The 17,944-nt window shown below is 58.6% G+C and carries 15 protein-coding genes; 9 read left to right on the forward strand and 6 right to left on the reverse strand.

Annotated features, from left to right (window positions below; translation table 11 throughout):
• Positions 1-39 precede the first annotated feature (39 nt).
• Positions 40-402 (forward strand): YibL family ribosome-associated protein, encoded by a 363-nt coding sequence (locus AAZT04_RS21060; protein WP_020824672.1) that lies wholly within the window; start codon positions 40-42, stop codon positions 400-402.
• A gap of 32 nt (positions 403-434) precedes the next feature.
• Here the strand turns inward: AAZT04_RS21060 and AAZT04_RS21065 are convergent, their stop codons facing one another.
• The 5 genes from AAZT04_RS21065 to fdhD form a co-directional block, all read right to left on the reverse strand.
• Positions 435-1,214, reverse strand: coding sequence for a methyltransferase domain-containing protein (locus tag AAZT04_RS21065; protein WP_020824673.1), 780 nt, complete (start codon positions 1,212-1,214; stop codon positions 435-437).
• 113 nt (positions 1,215-1,327) lie between these two features.
• Positions 1,328-1,999: a 6-hydroxyaminopurine reductase gene (yiiM, locus tag AAZT04_RS21070; RefSeq protein ID WP_434681605.1), complete on the reverse strand. Its 672-nt coding sequence runs from the start codon at positions 1,997-1,999 to the stop codon at positions 1,328-1,330.
• A gap of 91 nt (positions 2,000-2,090) precedes the next feature.
• Positions 2,091-4,019, reverse strand: coding sequence for a methyl-accepting chemotaxis protein (locus tag AAZT04_RS21075; protein WP_048759385.1), 1,929 nt, complete (start codon positions 4,017-4,019; stop codon positions 2,091-2,093).
• Positions 4,020-4,143: 124 nt separating this feature from the next.
• Positions 4,144-4,764, reverse strand: a complete 621-nt coding sequence (gene sodA / locus AAZT04_RS21080; protein WP_044554332.1) for a superoxide dismutase [Mn] — start codon at positions 4,762-4,764, stop codon at positions 4,144-4,146.
• A 110-nt stretch (positions 4,765-4,874) separates the two neighbouring features.
• A complete protein-coding gene (gene fdhD / locus AAZT04_RS21085; RefSeq protein ID WP_046374813.1) occupies positions 4,875-5,720 on the reverse strand; it encodes a formate dehydrogenase accessory sulfurtransferase FdhD in 846 nt (281 codons plus the stop codon).
• A 145-nt stretch (positions 5,721-5,865) separates the two neighbouring features.
• On the opposite strand from fdhD, the gene fdnG reads away from it, so the two are divergent.
• The 8 genes from fdnG (at position 5,866) to selB (ending at position 16,203) form a co-directional block, all read left to right on the forward strand.
• Positions 5,866-8,913, forward strand: a complete 3,048-nt coding sequence (gene fdnG / locus AAZT04_RS21090) for a formate dehydrogenase-N subunit alpha (RefSeq protein WP_434681608.1) — start codon at positions 5,866-5,868, stop codon at positions 8,911-8,913.
• 12 nt (positions 8,914-8,925) lie between these two features.
• Complete coding sequence (gene fdxH / locus AAZT04_RS21095) at positions 8,926-9,825, forward strand: formate dehydrogenase subunit beta (RefSeq protein ID WP_020824680.1); 900 nt, start codon at positions 8,926-8,928, stop codon at positions 9,823-9,825.
• Positions 9,822-10,457, forward strand: coding sequence for a formate dehydrogenase cytochrome b556 subunit (gene fdoI, locus AAZT04_RS21100; protein ID WP_013810963.1), 636 nt, complete (start codon positions 9,822-9,824; stop codon positions 10,455-10,457). The genes fdxH and fdoI overlap by 4 nt, the downstream gene beginning before the upstream one ends.
• Complete coding sequence (gene fdhE, locus AAZT04_RS21105; protein WP_020824681.1) at positions 10,457-11,386, forward strand: formate dehydrogenase accessory protein FdhE; 930 nt, start codon at positions 10,457-10,459, stop codon at positions 11,384-11,386. The genes fdoI and fdhE overlap by 1 nt, the downstream gene beginning before the upstream one ends.
• Positions 11,387-11,614: 228 nt before the next feature.
• Positions 11,615-12,262, forward strand: a complete 648-nt coding sequence (locus AAZT04_RS21110) for a DcrB-related protein (RefSeq protein ID WP_434681612.1) — start codon at positions 11,615-11,617, stop codon at positions 12,260-12,262.
• A gap of 33 nt (positions 12,263-12,295) precedes the next feature.
• Complete coding sequence (locus AAZT04_RS21115; protein ID WP_116691495.1) at positions 12,296-12,901, forward strand: glutathione S-transferase; 606 nt, start codon at positions 12,296-12,298, stop codon at positions 12,899-12,901.
• A 66-nt stretch (positions 12,902-12,967) separates the two neighbouring features.
• Positions 12,968-14,359, forward strand: a complete 1,392-nt coding sequence (gene selA / locus AAZT04_RS21120; RefSeq protein WP_434681614.1) for an L-seryl-tRNA(Sec) selenium transferase — start codon at positions 12,968-12,970, stop codon at positions 14,357-14,359.
• Positions 14,356-16,203 (forward strand): selenocysteine-specific translation elongation factor, encoded by a 1,848-nt coding sequence (selB, locus tag AAZT04_RS21125; protein ID WP_434681616.1) that lies wholly within the window; start codon positions 14,356-14,358, stop codon positions 16,201-16,203. Before selA ends, selB begins: the two co-directional genes overlap by 4 nt.
• Before the next feature lie 451 nt (positions 16,204-16,654).
• Here selB and AAZT04_RS21130 read toward each other — a convergent pair whose 3' ends face one another.
• The gene (locus AAZT04_RS21130) at positions 16,655-17,902 is read right to left on the reverse strand and encodes an MFS transporter (RefSeq protein ID WP_115057921.1); all 1,248 of its coding nucleotides are present in this window, start codon (positions 17,900-17,902) and stop codon (positions 16,655-16,657) included.
• Positions 17,903-17,944 lie beyond the last annotated feature (42 nt).

Here is a 17,944-nt window from a genome sequence, read left to right on the forward strand (position 1 = left end):
ATTGATTAGCGTGCCGACAGGCACAACAGGCCAGAAACCATGAAAGAGATAGAAAAGGCAGAGATTAAGCGCCTTAGCGACCTGCTGGACGCACTGAACCACAAAGACACCCTGGTGATCCAACAGGGCAATCCCGATCTGATTGCCCAGCACACCAAAGAAAAAGAAAAGCTGGCGGCAGAAATCGAGCGCCTGAAAGGCGTACGTGTTGAAAAGCTGAGCGCAGAAGCGCAAAAGCTGAGCCAACTGCCGTTCAGCCGTGAAATCACCAAGAAAGAACAGGCGGATATGGGCTCGTTGAAGAAAAACGTGCGCGGCCTGATCGTGGTGCACCCAATGACCGCTCTGGGCCGTGAAATGGGCCTGAAAGTGGTCACCGGCTACGCCAGAAAAGCTTTCTGATCGCCAGGGGCGCCGTCGATGGCGCCCCGTTTTCATAGCTTGGTGGTGAAATACGCCTTGGTCTGATAGGGCACGGTCAGGTTTTCTTTGCCCTGCAATTCCTCTTCTTCTGCCACCAGTTGGCGGATCTCATCGATCACTTCTTCCTGCTGCTGGGGCGGCAAGGCAGCGATAAAGCTGGTGGAACGCACCCGGTTATAAATCACATCTTCTGCCGCACCCTGGTGGGCGAGCATAAATACCTGCTCCTGCAGCGCATCCAGCCCTTTGAACGGGAAAAGTTTACGCCATTCTCCGGTGTAAAAACGCGGGGCGTCGCCTTCGTGACGGTCGACAATCTGGTTCAGCTTACGCACCCAACTTACGCGCGCATCGCGCATGTTCCACACCAGGCCAAGCTTGCCGCCGGGTTTGAGAATACGCTTTATCTCGGCCAACGCCTGCGGCGTGGCGAACCAGTGGAAGGACTGTGCGCAGACCACGGCGTCCACTGATTCATCCGGCAGCGGGATCGACTCCGCGGTGCCCGCCAATGTTTTCACCTGCGGCAGCGCAATCGACAGCTTTTCCAACATCTGCGCCACCGGTTCAACGGCGATCACCTGAGCGCCGGTTTCCAGCAGGCGGGGCGTGAATTTGCCGGTGCCGGCCCCGAGATCGATCACCGTCATACCGGCATGCAGGCCGAGGGTGTCGCGCAGCCAAGCGGCAACTTCCGGTGGGTAATCCGGTCGCCCTTTAACGTAGCGATCGGAATTGGCCTGATAGCCAGCGGCTGCGGCATGGTGGATCGAATGAGATGGGGAGGTCATAACTTTGCTCCTGCCTGAAAGAGGTTGCCGGTTGGGTTGCATCACAGTATAGGTCGGTAAAAAGGCTTAACGCAGTATTCTGCGCCACGTTTTACCTTCGCGGCCGCTGTTTCTCAGCGGCCCAGCAAGCGGCGATTAAAGTCTTCAATACGGTGTTCACTGATACGCGTCAGCATGGTTTTACTCCAGCTGGCGGACAGCCCGGCCACCGCCAGCAGACGGCGATATTGCTCTTCATCAAACGGCATATGCCAGGCGATGCCAATCGCCTCGGCGACCGAGATATCGCTGCTGCGTGTTACCAGTTCCAACGAGCGCTCGCCGCTGACTTTACCGGCGGAGATCACGCGGTACAGCCAGCCGCAGCGGCCGCTTTGTTGCATCAGCACCGAGATGTCGTCGATATCAAAATGGTAGTTGAGCTTGAAGCAGGGAGAGCGCGGTTGGGTGACCTGGATCAGCGCGTCGCCCCAACGGAAGATGTCGCCCATAAAGACGTTGTGTTCGGTCAGCCCCAGGGTGGAAATATTTTCGCCAAAGGCCGGCGCGCTGAACTGTTCCGCCTGCGTCGGGAACTGTTCGCGCCAGTGTTGATAATGTTCTCGGGGATAGTGACACAGCGCGCGGTCCGGCCCGCCGTGATAGCTTTTCTCCGCCTGCTCATCGCCTTCCAGGCCGAGGGGCGTCAGCTTGATGATTCCGTCCACCAGGCGCTTGGCGATGCCGCTTGGCCGCCCGCCCTCGTAGGGTTGAACGGTACCGATATAGACCTCAGGGTGATGCATATGCGCCTCCATGTCTCGCTTCGAAGGTTCAGCATAGCCTGAGTTAGCCGGGGGGAACAATAACCGCCCGAAAGGTTCGGGCGGGTAAACGTTAGAAGGTGGTCCAGTTATCTTCTGCTTCGGTGCTGGCTGCGGGCTTTTTCATCGTCGGTGCCTTGACCACCGTCCCTTTCACGGCAGCCGGTGCAGAAAGTTCCGCCAAACGGAATACCGAGACGCTTTGCAGTAGCATTTCCGCCTGTTCTTCCAGCGAGTCGGCTGCTGCGGCAGACTCCTCCACCAACGCGGCGTTCTGCTGAGTGGTATGATCCATTTCCACAATCGCCTGGCCAATTTGGGCAATACCGCGGGTCTGCTCGTCGGAGGCGGCGGCGATCTCCGCCATGATGTCGCGCACATGGGTGACCGACAGGACGATCTGCTCCATGGTGTTGCCGGTGTTTTCCACCAAAGTGGTGCCGGTCTGTACCCGGCTGACCGACTCGGTAATCAACCCTTCGATCTCCTTTGCCGCCTGGGCGCTGCGCTGCGCCAGGTTGCGTACTTCGCTGGCCACCACCGAGAAGCCTCGGCCCTGTTCACCGGCACGCGCTGCTTCCACTGCCGCGTTGAGCGCCAAGATATTAGTCTGGAAGGCAATACCGTTGATCAGGGTGGTAATTTCGGCGATTCGCTGCGAACTGCTGGAAATGTCGCGCATGGTGCTGACGACGCTTTCCACCAGTTTGCCCCCTTGCTGGGCGGTTTGTGAGGCGTCCGTGGCCAGCTGATTGGCGTGATGGGCGTTTTCGGCGTTCTGTTTCACCGTGGCGGTGAGCTGTTCCATGCTGGCGGCGGTTTCTTCCACCGCGGCGGCCTGTTGCTCGGTACGGGAGGACAAATCGGTATTGCCTGCGGCAATCTCCGCAGCGGCGGTGGACACCTGGCTGACGCCCATCTGGATTTTCTCAATCATGTCGCGCAGGTTCTGGCTCATCGCCGCCACGGCATTCAGCAATTGCCCCAGTTCATCGCGACGGGTGCTGGTCTGCGCCTGCCGCAGATCGCCACTGGCAATGCGTTCCGCCAGCGCCAGCGTACTTTGCAGCGGTCGGGTGATTTGCAGCGTGATGCGCCAGGCGATCAGCAGCCCGGCAATGATGGCAACCAGCGTGGTGATGCCCATTTGCAGCTGCGCGGCGTTGATATCGTTATGGGTTTGCGTCAGTTCATCCTGCATAAAGGCGTTGACCAGCGTACCGACTTCCTGCGCGCTGTTGCCCAACTGCTGGCTGATGTTTTGCTCCTTCTGATAAGCCGGCAGGTAGGCCTGGATACGGTTCTTGTAATCATCAAGCGCGGTCAGCAGCGGTTGGAGCAGAGGACGCTGAGCGTCGTTGAGCCGCCGGCTGAGCGCGTTGGCCGCGCTACGGGCATCATCTATCGCCGCGACCAGCGGGGCTTCGGACTCGCTGCTCAGGCTCAACAGCAGGCCGCGCGCGCCGTAGCGCACCAGGGTCAGTTTTTGGTTCAACTGAATGAAGGCCAGCTGCAGGTCGCCATTGGTAAGCTGACGCTCTACCTGATTCAGGCTGTCTTGCACTTCCGACATGTTCCAGCTTTGGCGCACGGCATCCTTTGCCGCTACCGCCTTCTCGAAAGCGTTTTGCTGCTGCTGGTAGTGGCCGATCAGCTCCATCAAACGCTGCAGGTCTTTGCGGCTTTGGGGATCCCAGTCCAGGTCCTGACCCTGGTTAATCATCTTCACCGCGTTCTCGATGCTGGTGCGGTTATTTTTCAGGTATTCAGGCTTATAGGTTTGGCCGAACAGCGCGCGGTTGTATTTGGCTTGATTGATCTCGTCATTCAGCTTGTTGCTGAAGTCGATGCGATCGGCGCGGGACTCGATGGTATGCAGATACTGTGCGCCGGTTCCGGCGATAATGGCCGTCAGTAACAGCATCAGGCCAAAACCGAGACCGAGCTTTTTACCCACGGTGAGATGAACGAACTTTCCTGCCAGTGTTTGCAATGCCGCCATAATGATTTTCCTTTCCGGGCGAACGTCAATTGAACAAATCATCGGCAAAGGGCGGTTAAACTTTAGCGGATTTTAGGCAAAAAAATGCCCGCATTACGCGGGCATCTTCAGTACCGGGAGTGAATTACTTCTTCGCAGCGAAGCGTGCTGCCGCTTCATCCCAGTTAACCACGTTCCAGAATGCCTTGATGTAATCTGGACGTTTGTTTTGATATTTCAGGTAGTAAGCGTGTTCCCACACGTCCAGGCCCACGATTGGGAAACCTGAAGCGCCGGCAACGGCTTCGCCCATCAGTGGGCTGTCTTGGTTAGCGGTAGATACCACGGCCAGTTTGTCGCCTTTCAGCACCAGCCAGGCCCAACCAGAACCGAAGCGGGTCGCTGCGGCTTTCTCGAACTCTTCCTGGAATTTCTCTACGCTGCCGAAATCACGCTCGATAGCGGCTTTCAGATCCCCACCCAGCGTGGTGCCGGTTTTCAGGCCTTTCCAGAACAGGCTGTGGTTAGCGTGACCGCCGGCGTTGTTACGCATGAAGGTGCGCTTGTCAGCAGGCACTTTATCCAGATCCTGGATCAGTTCTTCAACGCTGTATTGCGCCAGCTCTGGGTAGGCTTCCAGTACGGTGTTGGCGTTGTTAACGTAGGTCTGGTGATGTTTGGTGTGATGGATTTCCATCGTCTGCTTGTCGAAATGCGGTTCCAGTGCGTCGTAGGCGTACGGCAGGGATGGCAGTGAATAACTCATAATCATCATCTCCAGTGGTGTATGGGCGGCGCAATGTTGTGAGCACCGCGTAAGCAGTCGGATCATTATAGTTATTTAAATGATATTGAAAATGATTATCAATGCCCTACTTACAGTGTGGGTTTAATCTGATCAACCAGGCGCTGCGGGTGGGTAAACACCGTGGCGCGGCCGGGTTTGCTGAAGCCGACCAGCGTCAGATTGCTGCGCTCGGCGATTTCCACGGCCAGCGAGGTTGCCGCAGACACCACGAACAAAATTTCCACGCCACACATCGCGGCCTTCTGCACCATTTCATAACTGGCACGGCTGGAAGTTAATACTGCTCCCTGAGACCAGCCCTGTTTGGCGCGTACGCCGAGCAGCTTGTCCAGGGCGACATGTCGGCCCACGTCTTCGCATCCGCCAAGTACTTCACCCTGTGGAGATAACCAGGCGGCGGCATGGGTGCAACCGGTCAGTTGCCCAACTTCCTGTACTTCTCGCAGCTGTTTCAATGCGGAGTCGAGATTATCCAGGGAAAAAGTTTGGGTGAACGGCAGTGCAGGCAGCGGACGGAAAATGTCTGCCAGCTGTTCAATACCGCATACGCCGCAGCCGGTGCGGCCTGCCATGGCACGACGGCGCTCCTTCAAACCGGCAAACCGACGGCTGGAGAGCTCTATTTGCACCTCCAGTCCGTTACAGGTTTGGTTAATCTCTATACTGTAGATATCGCGTGGCGATTCGATGATGCCTTCCGACAGGGAAAAGCCCAGGGCGAACGCCTCAAGATCTTTGGGCGTGCACATCATCACCACGTGAGAGATGCCGTTATAGACCAGCGCGACCGGAACCTCTTCCGCCAGCCAATCCGGCTGTGCGGTGGCGAGTTGCCCGCGTTGATAAACCTGAGCTTGGGTCACCCCTGTGAGCGAGGTCTCATTTATGTGTTGGTCTGAGTTTATATTGTTCACTTAACTGGCACCTGTTTGTAACAACCACATACACGCTGTGGTAATATTGCCACCGCAAAAACAACAGTAATTTTAGCGCTTCCCGCTTCAAGGGGGAAAGCGCCATTTGAAACAATGTGACAATCGAGAGTGAAAGGAGACCCCCATGCAGGTCAGCAGAAGGCAGTTCTTTAAGATCTGCGCTGGCGGTATGGCAGGAACGACGGTAGCTGCGCTGGGCTTTGCCCCGGAAGTGGCGTTGGCGGAAACCCGGCAGTACAAACTGCTGCGCGCGCGCGAAACCCGTAATACCTGTACGTATTGTTCCGTCGGCTGTGGGCTGTTGATGTACAGCCTTGGTGATGGCGCCAAAAACGCCAAAGAAAGCATTTTCCACATTGAAGGGGATCCGGATCACCCGGTCAACCGCGGTGCGCTTTGCCCGAAAGGCGCCGGCCTGGTCGACTTCATCCACAGCGAAAGCCGCCTCAAGTTCCCGGAATACCGGGCGCCAGGTTCGGACAAATGGCAACGCATCAGCTGGGACGACGCCTTCACCCGCATCGCCAAGCTGATGAAAGAAGATCGTGACGCCAATTTCATTAAAACCAACGAACAGGGCGTTACCGTCAACCGTTGGCTGAGCACCGGCATGCTGTGCGCCTCTGCCGCCAGCAACGAAACCGGTTATTTGTCGCAAAAATTTAGTCGCGCTCTCGGCATGCTTGCCGTAGACAACCAGGCGCGTGTCTGACACGGACCAACGGTAGCAAGTCTTGCTCCAACATTTGGTCGCGGTGCGATGACCAACCACTGGGTTGATATCAAGAACGCGAATCTGATTATCGTCATGGGCGGTAATGCGGCGGAAGCGCATCCGGTGGGGTTCCGCTGGGCGATGGAAGCCAAAATTCACAATAAAGCCAAGCTGATCGTTATCGATCCGCGCTTTACCCGTACTGCATCGGTAGCGGATTTCTATACGCCAATCCGTTCCGGGACCGACATTGCTTTCCTGTCGGGCGTGTTGCTGTACCTGATGACCAACAACAAAATTAACCGCGAATACGTTGAGGCCTACACCAACGCCAGCCTGCTGGTGCGGGAAGACTTTGCCTTCGACGACGGCCTGTTCAGTGGCTATGACGCGGAAAACCGCAAATACGACAAAACCACCTGGAACTACCAGTTCGACGAGAACGGCTTCGCCAAGCGCGACGTCACGCTGCAAGATCCACGCTGCGTATGGAACCTGCTCAAGGAACACGTCAGCCGTTATACGCCAGAGGTGGTGACCAACATCTGCGGCACGCCGAAGGAAGACTTCCTCCAGGTGTGTGAATACATCGCCGAAACCTGCGTGGCGGATAAAACCGCATCGTTCCTGTACGCCCTGGGCTGGACTCAGCACTCGGTCGGCGCACAGAACATTCGTACCATGGCGATGATCCAGCTGCTGCTCGGCAACATGGGCATGGCGGGCGGCGGCGTTAACGCGCTGCGCGGCCACTCCAATATTCAGGGCCTGACCGATCTGGGTCTGCTGTCGCAGAGCCTGCCGGGCTACATGACGTTGCCGTCGGATAAGCAACCGGATCTCGAGACTTACCTGAAAGCCAACACGCCGAAGGCGCTGCTGCCGGGCCAGGTGAACTACTGGGGCAACTACCCGAAATTCTTCGTCAGCCTGATGAAGAGCTTCTACGGTGACAAGGCGCAGAAGGATAACAACTGGGGCTTTGACTGGTTGCCGAAGTGGGACAAAGGCTACGACGTGCTGCAGTACTTCGAAATGATGTCGAAAGGCAAGGTCAACGGCTACTTCTGCCAGGGCTTCAACCCGGTGGCGTCGTTCCCGAACAAGAACAAGGTCGTGGCTTCCCTGTCCAAACTGAAGTTCCTGGTGACCATAGATCCGCTTAACACCGAGACCTCGAACTTCTGGCAGAACCACGGCGAGTTTAACGACGTCGATTCGTCGAAGATTCAGACCGAGGTGTTCCGCCTGCCGTCCACCTGCTTTGCCGAAGAAAACGGCTCTATCGTCAACTCCGGCCGCTGGCTGCAGTGGCACTGGAAGGGCGCCGATGCCCCTGGCGAAGCGCTGAACGACGGCGAAATCCTGGCGGGCATCTTCACCCGTCTGCGTGAGATGTACGCGCGTGACGGCGGTGCGGTGCCGGAACAGGTGTTGAACATGACCTGGGACTACCTGACGCCGGATAATCCTGCGGCCGAAGAAGTGGCGATGGAGAGCAACGGTAAGGCACTGGCGGACATTCTCGACGCCGACGGCAAAGTGTTGGCGAAAAAGGGTGAGCAGCTCAGCACCTTTGCTCACCTGCGCGACGACGGCACTACCGCCAGCGGTTGCTGGATCTTCGCCGGTAGCTGGACGCCGGCCGGCAACCAGATGGCGCGGCGCGATAACGCCGATCCGTCCGGCCTCGGCAATACGTTGGGTTGGGCCTGGGCATGGCCGCTTAACCGCCGCATCCTGTACAACCGTGCTTCGGCGGATCCGCAGGGCAAGCCTTGGGATCCAAAACGTCAGTTGCTGGAGTGGGACGGTGCCAAGTGGGGCGGGGTGGATATCCCGGACTACAGCGCCGCCGCACCTGGCAGTGACGTCGGGCCGTTCATCATGCAGCCGGAAGGCATGGGGCGCCTGTTCGCCACCGATAAAATGGCCGAAGGGCCGTTCCCGGAACACTACGAGCCGTTCGAAACGCCGCTCGGCACCAACCCGTTGCACCCGAACGTGGTGTCCAACCCGGCGGCGCGCGTGTTCAAGGACGACCTGGCAGCGATGGGTAAATCCGACAAGTTCCCTTACGTCGGCACCACCTATCGTTTGACCGAGCACTTCCACTACTGGACCAAGCACGCGTTGCTCAATGCGATCGCGCAGCCGGAGCAGTTCGTGGAAATCGGCGAAAAACTGGCGGAGAAAAAGGGCATCCAGCATGGCGATACCGTCAAGGTCAGCTCCAACCGTGGCTACATCAAGGCCAAGGCGGTGGTGACCAAGCGTATCCGTACCCTGCAGGTGCACGGCCAAGAGGTCGACACTATCGGCATCCCGATTCACTGGGGTTACGAAGGGGTGGCCAAGAAAGGCTTTATCGCCAACACGCTGACGCCGTTTGTCGGCGACGCCAACACGCAAACGCCAGAGTTCAAGGCGTTCCTGGTTAACGTGGAAAAGGTGTAACGGAGACGAATTATGGCAATGCAATCTCAGGACATCATTCGTAAATCCGCCACCAATGGTTTCACGCCGGCGCCGCGCGCCCGTGACCACCAGGAAGAAGTGGCCAAGCTGATCGATGTCACTACCTGTATCGGCTGCAAAGCCTGTCAGGTGGCCTGTTCCGAATGGAACGACATTCGCGACGAAGTCGGGCACAACGTCGGGGTGTACGATAACCCCGCCGATCTGACCGCCAAGTCGTGGACGGTGATGCGCTTCTCCGAAGTGGAGGAAAACGGCAAGCTGGAGTGGCTGATCCGCAAGGACGGCTGCATGCACTGCGCCGACCCGGGCTGCCTGAAGGCCTGCCCATCGGAAGGTGCGATCATCCAGTACGCCAACGGTATCGTCGACTTCCAGTCTGAGCACTGTATCGGCTGCGGTTACTGCATCGCCGGGTGCCCGTTCGACGTGCCGCGCATGAACAAGGACGACAACCGGGTGTACAAATGTACCCTGTGCGTCGACCGCGTTGATGTTGGCCAGGAACCGGCCTGCGTGAAAACCTGCCCGACCGGCGCCATTCACTTCGGCACCAAGGAAGCGATGAAGCAGGTCGCCGCCGATCGCGTCAGCGAGCTGAACACCCGTGGCTATCAGAACGCCGGTCTGTACGATCCGGCGGGCGTGGGCGGCACGCACGTTATGTACGTGTTGCACCATGCGGACAAACCGCAGCTGTATCACGGTCTGCCGGATAACCCGAGCATCAGCCCGGCGGTCACGTTCTGGAAAGGCGTGTGGAAACCCCTGGCGGCCATCGGCTTTGCCGCCACCTTTGCAGCGAGCGTGTTCCACTACGTCGGCGTCGGACCAAACCGCGTCGAAGAGGAAGATAACGACGAGCTGCATGATGAGGAGACGCGCAAATGAAAAAGGAAAAGCGTATTCAGCGCTACAGCGCGCCGGAGCGGATTAACCACTGGATTGTGGCGTTCTGCTTTGTGTTCGCCGCCATCAGCGGGCTGGGGTTCTTTTTCCCCTCCTTCAACTGGTTGATGAACATTTTCGGTACGCCGCAACTGGCGCGCATTCTGCACCCCTTTGTCGGCGTGATTATGTTTGCGGCTTTCCTGCTGATGTTCCTGCGTTATTGGAAGCATAATCTGATCAATCGCGAGGACATCGTCTGGGCCAAAAACATCCATAAAATCGCCATGAACGAGGAAGTGGGTGACACCGGGCGTTATAATTTCGGTCAGAAGTGCGTATTCTGGGCGGCAATCATTAGCCTGGTGTTGCTGTTGGCCAGCGGTGTGGTGATTTGGCGGCCTTACTTTGCGCCGTCGTTCCCGATACCGCTGATCCGCATTGCGCTGCTGGTGCATTCGCTGGCTGCGGTCGGTCTGATTATCGTGATTATGGTGCACATTTACGCCGCGCTGTGGGTAAAAGGCACCATTACCGCGATGGTGGAAGGCTGGGTGCCGGCGGCCTGGGCTAAAAAACATCACCCGCGCTGGTACCGAGAGGTCCGCGAGAAACAACAGGAAGACAAACCCTGATGAGCATCCGCATCGTTCCTAAAGAGCAGTTAGGGGCACAGCGCGAGAAGTCCACAACGGCGGAGACCATCCCGCCGTTACTTTTCGCTAATCTGAAAAGCCTGTACAGCCGCCGCGCTGAACGCCTGCGTAAGCTGGCGACCGACAACCCGCTGGGCGACTACCTGAATTTTGCTGCCCAACTGGCCGAAGCGCAGCACCATGCGTTGCACGACAACCCGCTGACGCTTGATCTTACCGAAGTCCTGCAGCAGGGTGCCGACAGTGGCAAGCCGCCGCTGGATCTGAGCGTTTTTCCGCGTAGCCAACACTGGCACCGGTTGCTGACATCGCTGATTGCCGAGCTGCGCCCGCAGGCGCCGGAGCACATTCTGGCGGTGCTGGATAACCTGGAAAAAGCCTCGGCGCACGAGCTGGAATTGTTGGCTGATGCGTTGCTTAACCAGGATTTCGCCAAGATCGGCAGCGAAAAAGCGCCGTTCATCTGGGCCGCGCTGTCGCTCTATTGGGCGCAGATGGCCAGCCTTATCCCCGGCAAGGCGCGCGCCGAATACGGCGAACACCGTCAATTCTGCCCGGTGTGCGGCAGCATCCCGGTTTCCAGCGTGGTGCATATCGGCACCGTCAGCGGCCTGCGCTATTTGCACTGCAACCTGTGCGAAAGCGAGTGGCACGTGGTGCGGATCAAATGCAGCAACTGTGAGCAGACCCGCGATCTCAACTATTGGTCGCTGGACACCGAGCTGGCATCGGTTAAAGCGGAGAGCTGCGGTGACTGCGGTACCTACCTGAAGATTTTGTATCAGGAAAAAGACCCGCAGGTTGAGGCCGTCGCTGATGATTTGGCCACGCTGGTGCTCGACGCCAAAATGGAAGACGAAGGCTTTGCCCGCAGCAGCATCAATCCATTCCTGTTCCCGGGGGAATGATGATCGGCTACCGGGCTGCGACATTTTAACCTTGGGCAGTGCTCGGCCTCCTCACGTACTGCGTGTACGCTCCGGGGCCTGCGCGCTGTCCGCACTCAAACTGTCCTTGCCCGCTACGCCTTTAAGGCCGTAAATACCATTAATTTCGGACGGGGATTCTGGCATTCGCCCGGGCGAGTTGCTACGTTTACGCAATGACGCGCGAAGCGAAAGGAAAAGGGACAGACGATGTTGAAGACCATTGCGAAATTCACTGCGGTTGCTGTTTTAGCGGCAGGGCTGGCAGCCTGTGACAACAAGGACGATACCAAGCCGGAGATACCGAAGCCGGATCCCAAACCGACCGTCACGCAGCCTGCACCGCCACCGCCGGCGGTCGAAACTCCGCCAGCGACGCCCCCGGGGCTGAAAGTCTCGATGCAAAAGGGCAAGATCACCTTTGAATTGCCGCCGGGCTTTAGCGATCAGACTGAGAACAGCGGCATCGTCAACGACAGCCAGTCCACCATTCAGCGCTTCCTCGACGGGAAATCACGCCAGAGCACCGTCTCTTCCGAAGTGATCCCGCCTGACGGCATGAAGCTCAACGGCAGCGATAAAATGCTCAAGGACCTGACGCAGAGCATGCTCACCGAACTGGCCGATCGCTATCAAAATATTCGGACCACCAAAGAAGAGAATTTCACCGTCGGCAAGCAGAAGTTCCATCGGCTGGATACCGAGCAGAGCGTCAGCGGGCAGAAGGTGGTGTCTACCATCATGTTGACGGTGTTCAACAAGCGGGTGGTGACGTTGCAAATGCTGTCGCCGGCCAAAACGCCGGAGGCGCACCAGGCGCTGGTCCAGAGGATTATCGACACGCTGGCGGTGCAATAACAACGTTGTGGTTTGCAAGCGAGGGGAAGACTGATGAAGCTTATTGGCAGTTACACCAGCCCTTTTGTCCGCAAGATTTCCGTGATGCTGCTGGAAAAGGGGATGGCGTTCGAATTCGTTAACGATCCGCCGTATGAACCGGGCAGCCGGGTGGTTGAGCTGAACCCCTTGGCCAAAGTGCCGGTGCTGGTGGCCGATGATGGCGCCGTATTTTACGACTCGCGGGTGATTGCCGAATACCTCGAAATGTTGTCCGTGGCCCCGGCGTTTTTGCCTGTCGAACGCGCCGCCGCGTTGCGCATACGCCAGGTGGAAGCCTTGGCCGATGGCGTGACGGAAGCTGCCGCCACGTTGTTTCGCGAGAGCAAACGGGCGTCGGAAAAACAGGACGAAAACTGGATCTTGCGCCAGCGAGACAAGCTGACGCACGGGCTGGATGCGCTGGAAAAACTGGCGCAGGAAAAAACGTTGCTCAATGCCGAAGCGCTGACGCTGGCGGATATTGCTACCGGTTGTGCGCTGGGCTACCTGAATTTCCGCCGCATCATGCCCAACTGGTGCGTCGAGCGACCGGCGCTGATCAAACTGGCCGAGCGGCTGTTTGCCCGTGAAAGCTTTGCCCGCACCTTGCCCCCCTGATTTCGCTCACCCCGCTGCGGCGGGGTTTTACTTGATGCGAGACCTCTACACTGAAACCGAGCGACCATGAGCACTGAATCCCAGCTTCTTTACAGCCAGTTACCCGCCATCGATCGCCTGTTGCGCGATCCCGCTATCGAACCGCTGGTTACGCAGCACGGACAAACGCTGATTGGCGAGTTACTGCGTCAATTGCAACTGCAGGCGCGTGAAACCATTAAACACCACCAAAGGTTACCCGACTGGTGCGGTGACTGGGCACAGGCGCTCAGCGCGGAGCTGGAGCAATGGCAGCGTCCGGCTTTAGCACCGGTATTCAACCTCAGCGGCACCGTGCTGCACACCAACCTTGGCCGGGCCCTGTTGGCGCAGCCGGTAATAGAGGCGGTGACGAGTTCCATGGGCGCGGCGGTAACGCTGGAATACGATCTGGACGGTGCCGGTCGTGGTCACCGCGATCGCGCGGTGGCGGATTTATTATGCCAATTGACCGGCGCGGAAGACGCCTGCATCGTCAACAACAATGCGGCTGCGGTGCTGCTGATGCTGGCGGCGATCGCCCCCGGCAAGCAGGTGGTGGTATCGCGTGGCGAACTGGTGGAAATTGGCGGTGCGTTCCGCATCCCCGACGTGATGCGCCAGGCCGGTTGCCAGCTGGTTGAGGTCGGCACGACCAACCGCACCCACCTGAAAGATTACCGCAGCGCGATTAACGAACAGACCGGGCTGCTGATGAAGGTGCATACCAGCAATTACAGCATCCAGGGCTTTACCGCCGCGGTGGAAGAAGCCGAACTGGCGCAGCTCGGCGCAGAGCATGGCCTGCCGACCGCCACCGATCTGGGCAGCGGCTCATTGATTGATATGGCGCAATACGGTCTGCCGGCGGAACCCATGCCGCAGCGGTTGCTCGCCGCCGGAGTCGATTTGGTGACGTTCTCCGGCGACAAGCTGCTCGGCGGCCCGCAGGCCGGCATCATCGTCGGCAAAAAGGCGCTGATCGCCAAGCTGCAGCAACACCCTCTGAAGCGTGCGCTACGCGTTGGCAAACTGACGCTGGCGGCGCTGGAAGCGACTTTACGACTCTATCAACAGCCCGAACTGTTGGCACAACAGCTGCCGACGCTACGGCTATTGACCCGTCCGCAGCGGGCGATGCAGGGTTCTGCCGAACGTCTGTTGCAGGTGCTGGCGCCGCAGTTTGCCGGGTATTTCCAACTGCGTGCCGAACCCTGCTGGTCGCAGATTGGCAGCGGTTCGTTGCCGGTCGATCGGCTGCCCAGCTATGCGCTGACCTTTGCGCCGCGCGATGGCCGTGGCGCAACGTTGGAAGCGTTGGCAGAACGCTGGCGTCGGCTGCCGCAGCCGGTGATCGGCCGAATTAACGACGGCAGGCTGTGGCTCGATCTGCGCTGTCTGGAGCAGGAAGACGCGCTGATTGAGGCCCTGAGAGAATGATTATTGCTACCGCCGGCCATGTCGATCATGGCAAAACCACCCTGCTGCAAGCGATCTCCGGGATCAATGCGGATCGCCTGCCGGAAGAAAAACGCCGTGGCATGACCATAGATCTGGGTTATGCCTACTGGCCGCAGCCCGATAGCCGGGTGTTGGGCTTTATCGACGTGCCGGGACACGAGAAATTCCTCGCCAATATGCTGGCGGGCGTTGGTGGCATCGACCATGCCTTGCTGGTGGTGGCCTGCGACGATGGCGTGATGGCGCAAACGCGCGAGCACCTGGCGATACTGCGATTGAGCGGGCGTCCGGCGCTGACGGTGGCCTTGACCAAAGCCGATCGGGTGGATGAAGCGCGTGTCGAAGAGGTTCGACAGCAGCTTGACGAGGAGCTGACGCGCCAGGGTTGGCAACAGGCACCGGTGTTTGTCACCGCCGCGCCGCAGTCGCAGGGAATCGACGCACTGCGCGCGCATTTGCTGGCGCTGCGGCCTGACGAACATGCGGTAACGCGCCGCTTCCGCCTGGCGGTGGATCGCGCGTTCAGCGTGAAAGGCGCTGGTTTGGTGGTGACCGGTACCGCACTGGGTGGCCAGGTGGCGGTAGGCGATACGCTGTGGCTGACCGGTGCCGACGCGCCGGTGCGGGTTCGCGGTTTGCACGCGCAAAACCAACCGGCTGAGCAGGCGCAGGCTGGACAGCGTATTGCGTTGAATATTAGCGGTGACGTCAGCAAAGATCAGGTCGCACGCGGCGATTGGTTGCTGGCGCAAAAGCCCCCGATCGCCGCCGAGCGAATTCTGGTGGCGTTAGATAAGGATTTGCCGATAAAGCACTGGCAGCCGCTGCATTTACATCATGCCGCCAGCCATATTACCGGGCGAGTTTCGTTGCTCAGTGATGGGCTGGCGGAACTGATCCTTGACCGTCCGCTATGGCTGGCCGAAAACGATCGGCTGGTGCTGCGCGATATTGGCGCACGCCAAACCCTGGGCGGCGCAAGGGTGCTGAGCTTGACGACGCCCAAACGGGGTAAGCGCCAACCCGAGTATTTGGCCTGGCTGGCGGCGCTGGCACAGGCCGACGATGACTGTCAGGTGCTGGCGCTGCATTTGCCCAAGGGCGCGCTGGATCTGGCGGCCTTTGCCTGGGCGCGACAACTGACCGAGAAACCGTTGGCGAAGTTGTTGGCGAGTCATGAGTTGCTGATTGCCGGCGATAGGGCATTGGCGCAGGAGAATGCACAGCTGGATCAACAGCGCCTGTTGCAGGTGTTGGCCGAGTATCATCAGCAGCATGCCGATCAGCTCGGCCTGGGGCGTGCGCGCCTGCGGCGCATGGCCGTGCCGCAACTGTCTGAGGCGCTGGCATTTATGATGATCGATCGGCTGCTGGCTGCCGGTTTGCTTAGCAATACGCGCGGGTGGCTGCACCTGCCGGAGCACGGTTTGGCGTTCAGCGCTGAAGAGCAAATCCTGTGGGCCCGTATTGAACCGCTGTTCGGCGACGAAGCCTGGTGGGTGCGCGATCTGGCTGCCGAATTGGGCGAGGATGAGGCATGGGTGCGGACCACGCTGCGTAAAGCCGCTCAGTTGGGCCATGTCACGGCAGTGGTGGTGGATCGTTACTATCTAAGCCAACGGATAGAACAATTCGCCGCGTTGATCCGTGAACTGGATGAAACGCAGGGCAGCGCCAACGCCGCCGATTTTCGTGACCGGCTCGGCGTGGGGCGTAAACTGGCCATTCAGGTGCTGGAGTTTTTCGACCGCAGCGGATTTACCCGCCGCAAGGGCAACCAACACCTGTTGCGCGACAGCGGACTCTATACCCGTCATACCTGAAGCTGCCTCTGCGTTGGCTGCCAGCACTCACCCCAGTCACTTACTTGAGTAAGCTCCTGGGGACTCATGCTCTTGCCGCGTTACTCGGCAAAGCTTCGCCCCGTTAGGGCCAGCGCAAGCGCTGTTCAACAAAGCCGCGGCTTTGTTGTGATGCAACTCCAATTATTTTGGGTATAGCCGTGTGTTTTGATTAAGTCGCGAGGTCATCAGGATGAATACTGAAGGTTTTTCACCACTGCCCATAAGAAAGATGATGAAAAGTATGCCGGGTTTGTGCGAGAGAAAGAACAGAGTGACGTTGAACAGATGAATTTTATCAGCCATGAGGCGGTACTGGCATGGGCTATAAGTTTGAGAACTGATTCATCTGACTGATAGAGTTAAATCCAGTGTAAATCTTGAAACACGGAAAGAGATATCGTCTCTTCCCGTGTCGTTAGCTCGGCGCTTGTTATAACGCAGCGTTAGGCGTCGGTGTTGCATCGCCGCTGCGGCGTTTGCTGAGGAACAGCGCCACCAGTGCCAGCCAGCACAGGCCACTGAGCAGGTTGAACAGATTGAACAGCCCGCTGCCGCCCCACACGTAAGCCACTTTAGCCAGCTCGATACCGACGGTGAACACCATCATGCTCAACATGCCCATGGTGGCGGAGACCGTGCCTTTGCTGACGTTGCTTGAGAACAGCGTCAAACGATACAGCCCGGCGTTGGCCAGCCCGATGCCGAAAGCGTACAGGCTGAGACCCGCAGTCATCCACAGATAGGCATGGCTGGAGAATATCGTCGCCAGCGCCGCGATCAGCAAACCCAGCATCATCGGCCCCGCACCCAGCTTGATCAGGCGCGGTACGCTGTTCTTGCCGGTGAGACGTGCCAGCGTCAGGTTGCCGAGGATCAGCGCGCCGAACACCGGAATTTGCAGCAGACCGTAATCCAGCGTCGACAGCGACTCGCCGCTGATCAGGATCACCGGCGATTGGGCAATCCAGGCCAGCAGCGGCAGGCTGGCGAAACCGATGGCCAGCGCGCCGCAGATAAAGCGGCGGTTGGACAATACCTGACGATAGTCGCGCCACAGGTTGGCGGCCGAGAATGTCTCACCCTGCAGCGAAGCCGTCTCCGGCATGGCTTTCCACAGGCCGTAAAAGGCAAACGCAGCCAGTGCGGCGAACAGTACGAACATGCTCTGCCACGGCGCGACGTGGATCAGCGCGGCACCGGCCAATGGCCCTAGCAGCGGGGCAATCAGCGCCACGTTGGCCATCAGCGCGGTGATTTTGATGCACACCGACTCTTCAAACGACTCCTGGATGGTGGCGTAACCCACTGCGCCGATAAAGCACAGGCCAATCCCCTGCAGGAAACGCATAAAGATAAACTGTTCGATGCTGGTCACCAGCAAAATAGCCAGACAGGCGACGATAAAAAACGCCACGCCGGCCAGCATGACCGGGCGACGCCCGCGCCGATCCGACAACGGCCCCAGCAGCCATTGCAGGAAAATACCGCCCGCCAGATAGGCGGTCATTGAGGTTGGCACCCACTCTTCACCGGCGTTGAAATCGGCCACTACCGCCAACATGCCAGGTTGGATCATATCGTTGCCGATATAGGTGGCAAATTCGAACAGCACCAGACAAAGCGGGAATAAAAGCGCCTGTCGACCCAAGCGAGCCGCAGGTGGTAAAGTAGTTTTCATATTTATCGTACTGAAAGTAAAGAAGAAATAAGGAACTGCCAG

Source organism: Serratia sp. Je.1.23.a, from assembly GCF_051129805.1.
GTDB lineage: Bacteria > Pseudomonadota > Gammaproteobacteria > Enterobacterales > Enterobacteriaceae > Serratia > Serratia liquefaciens.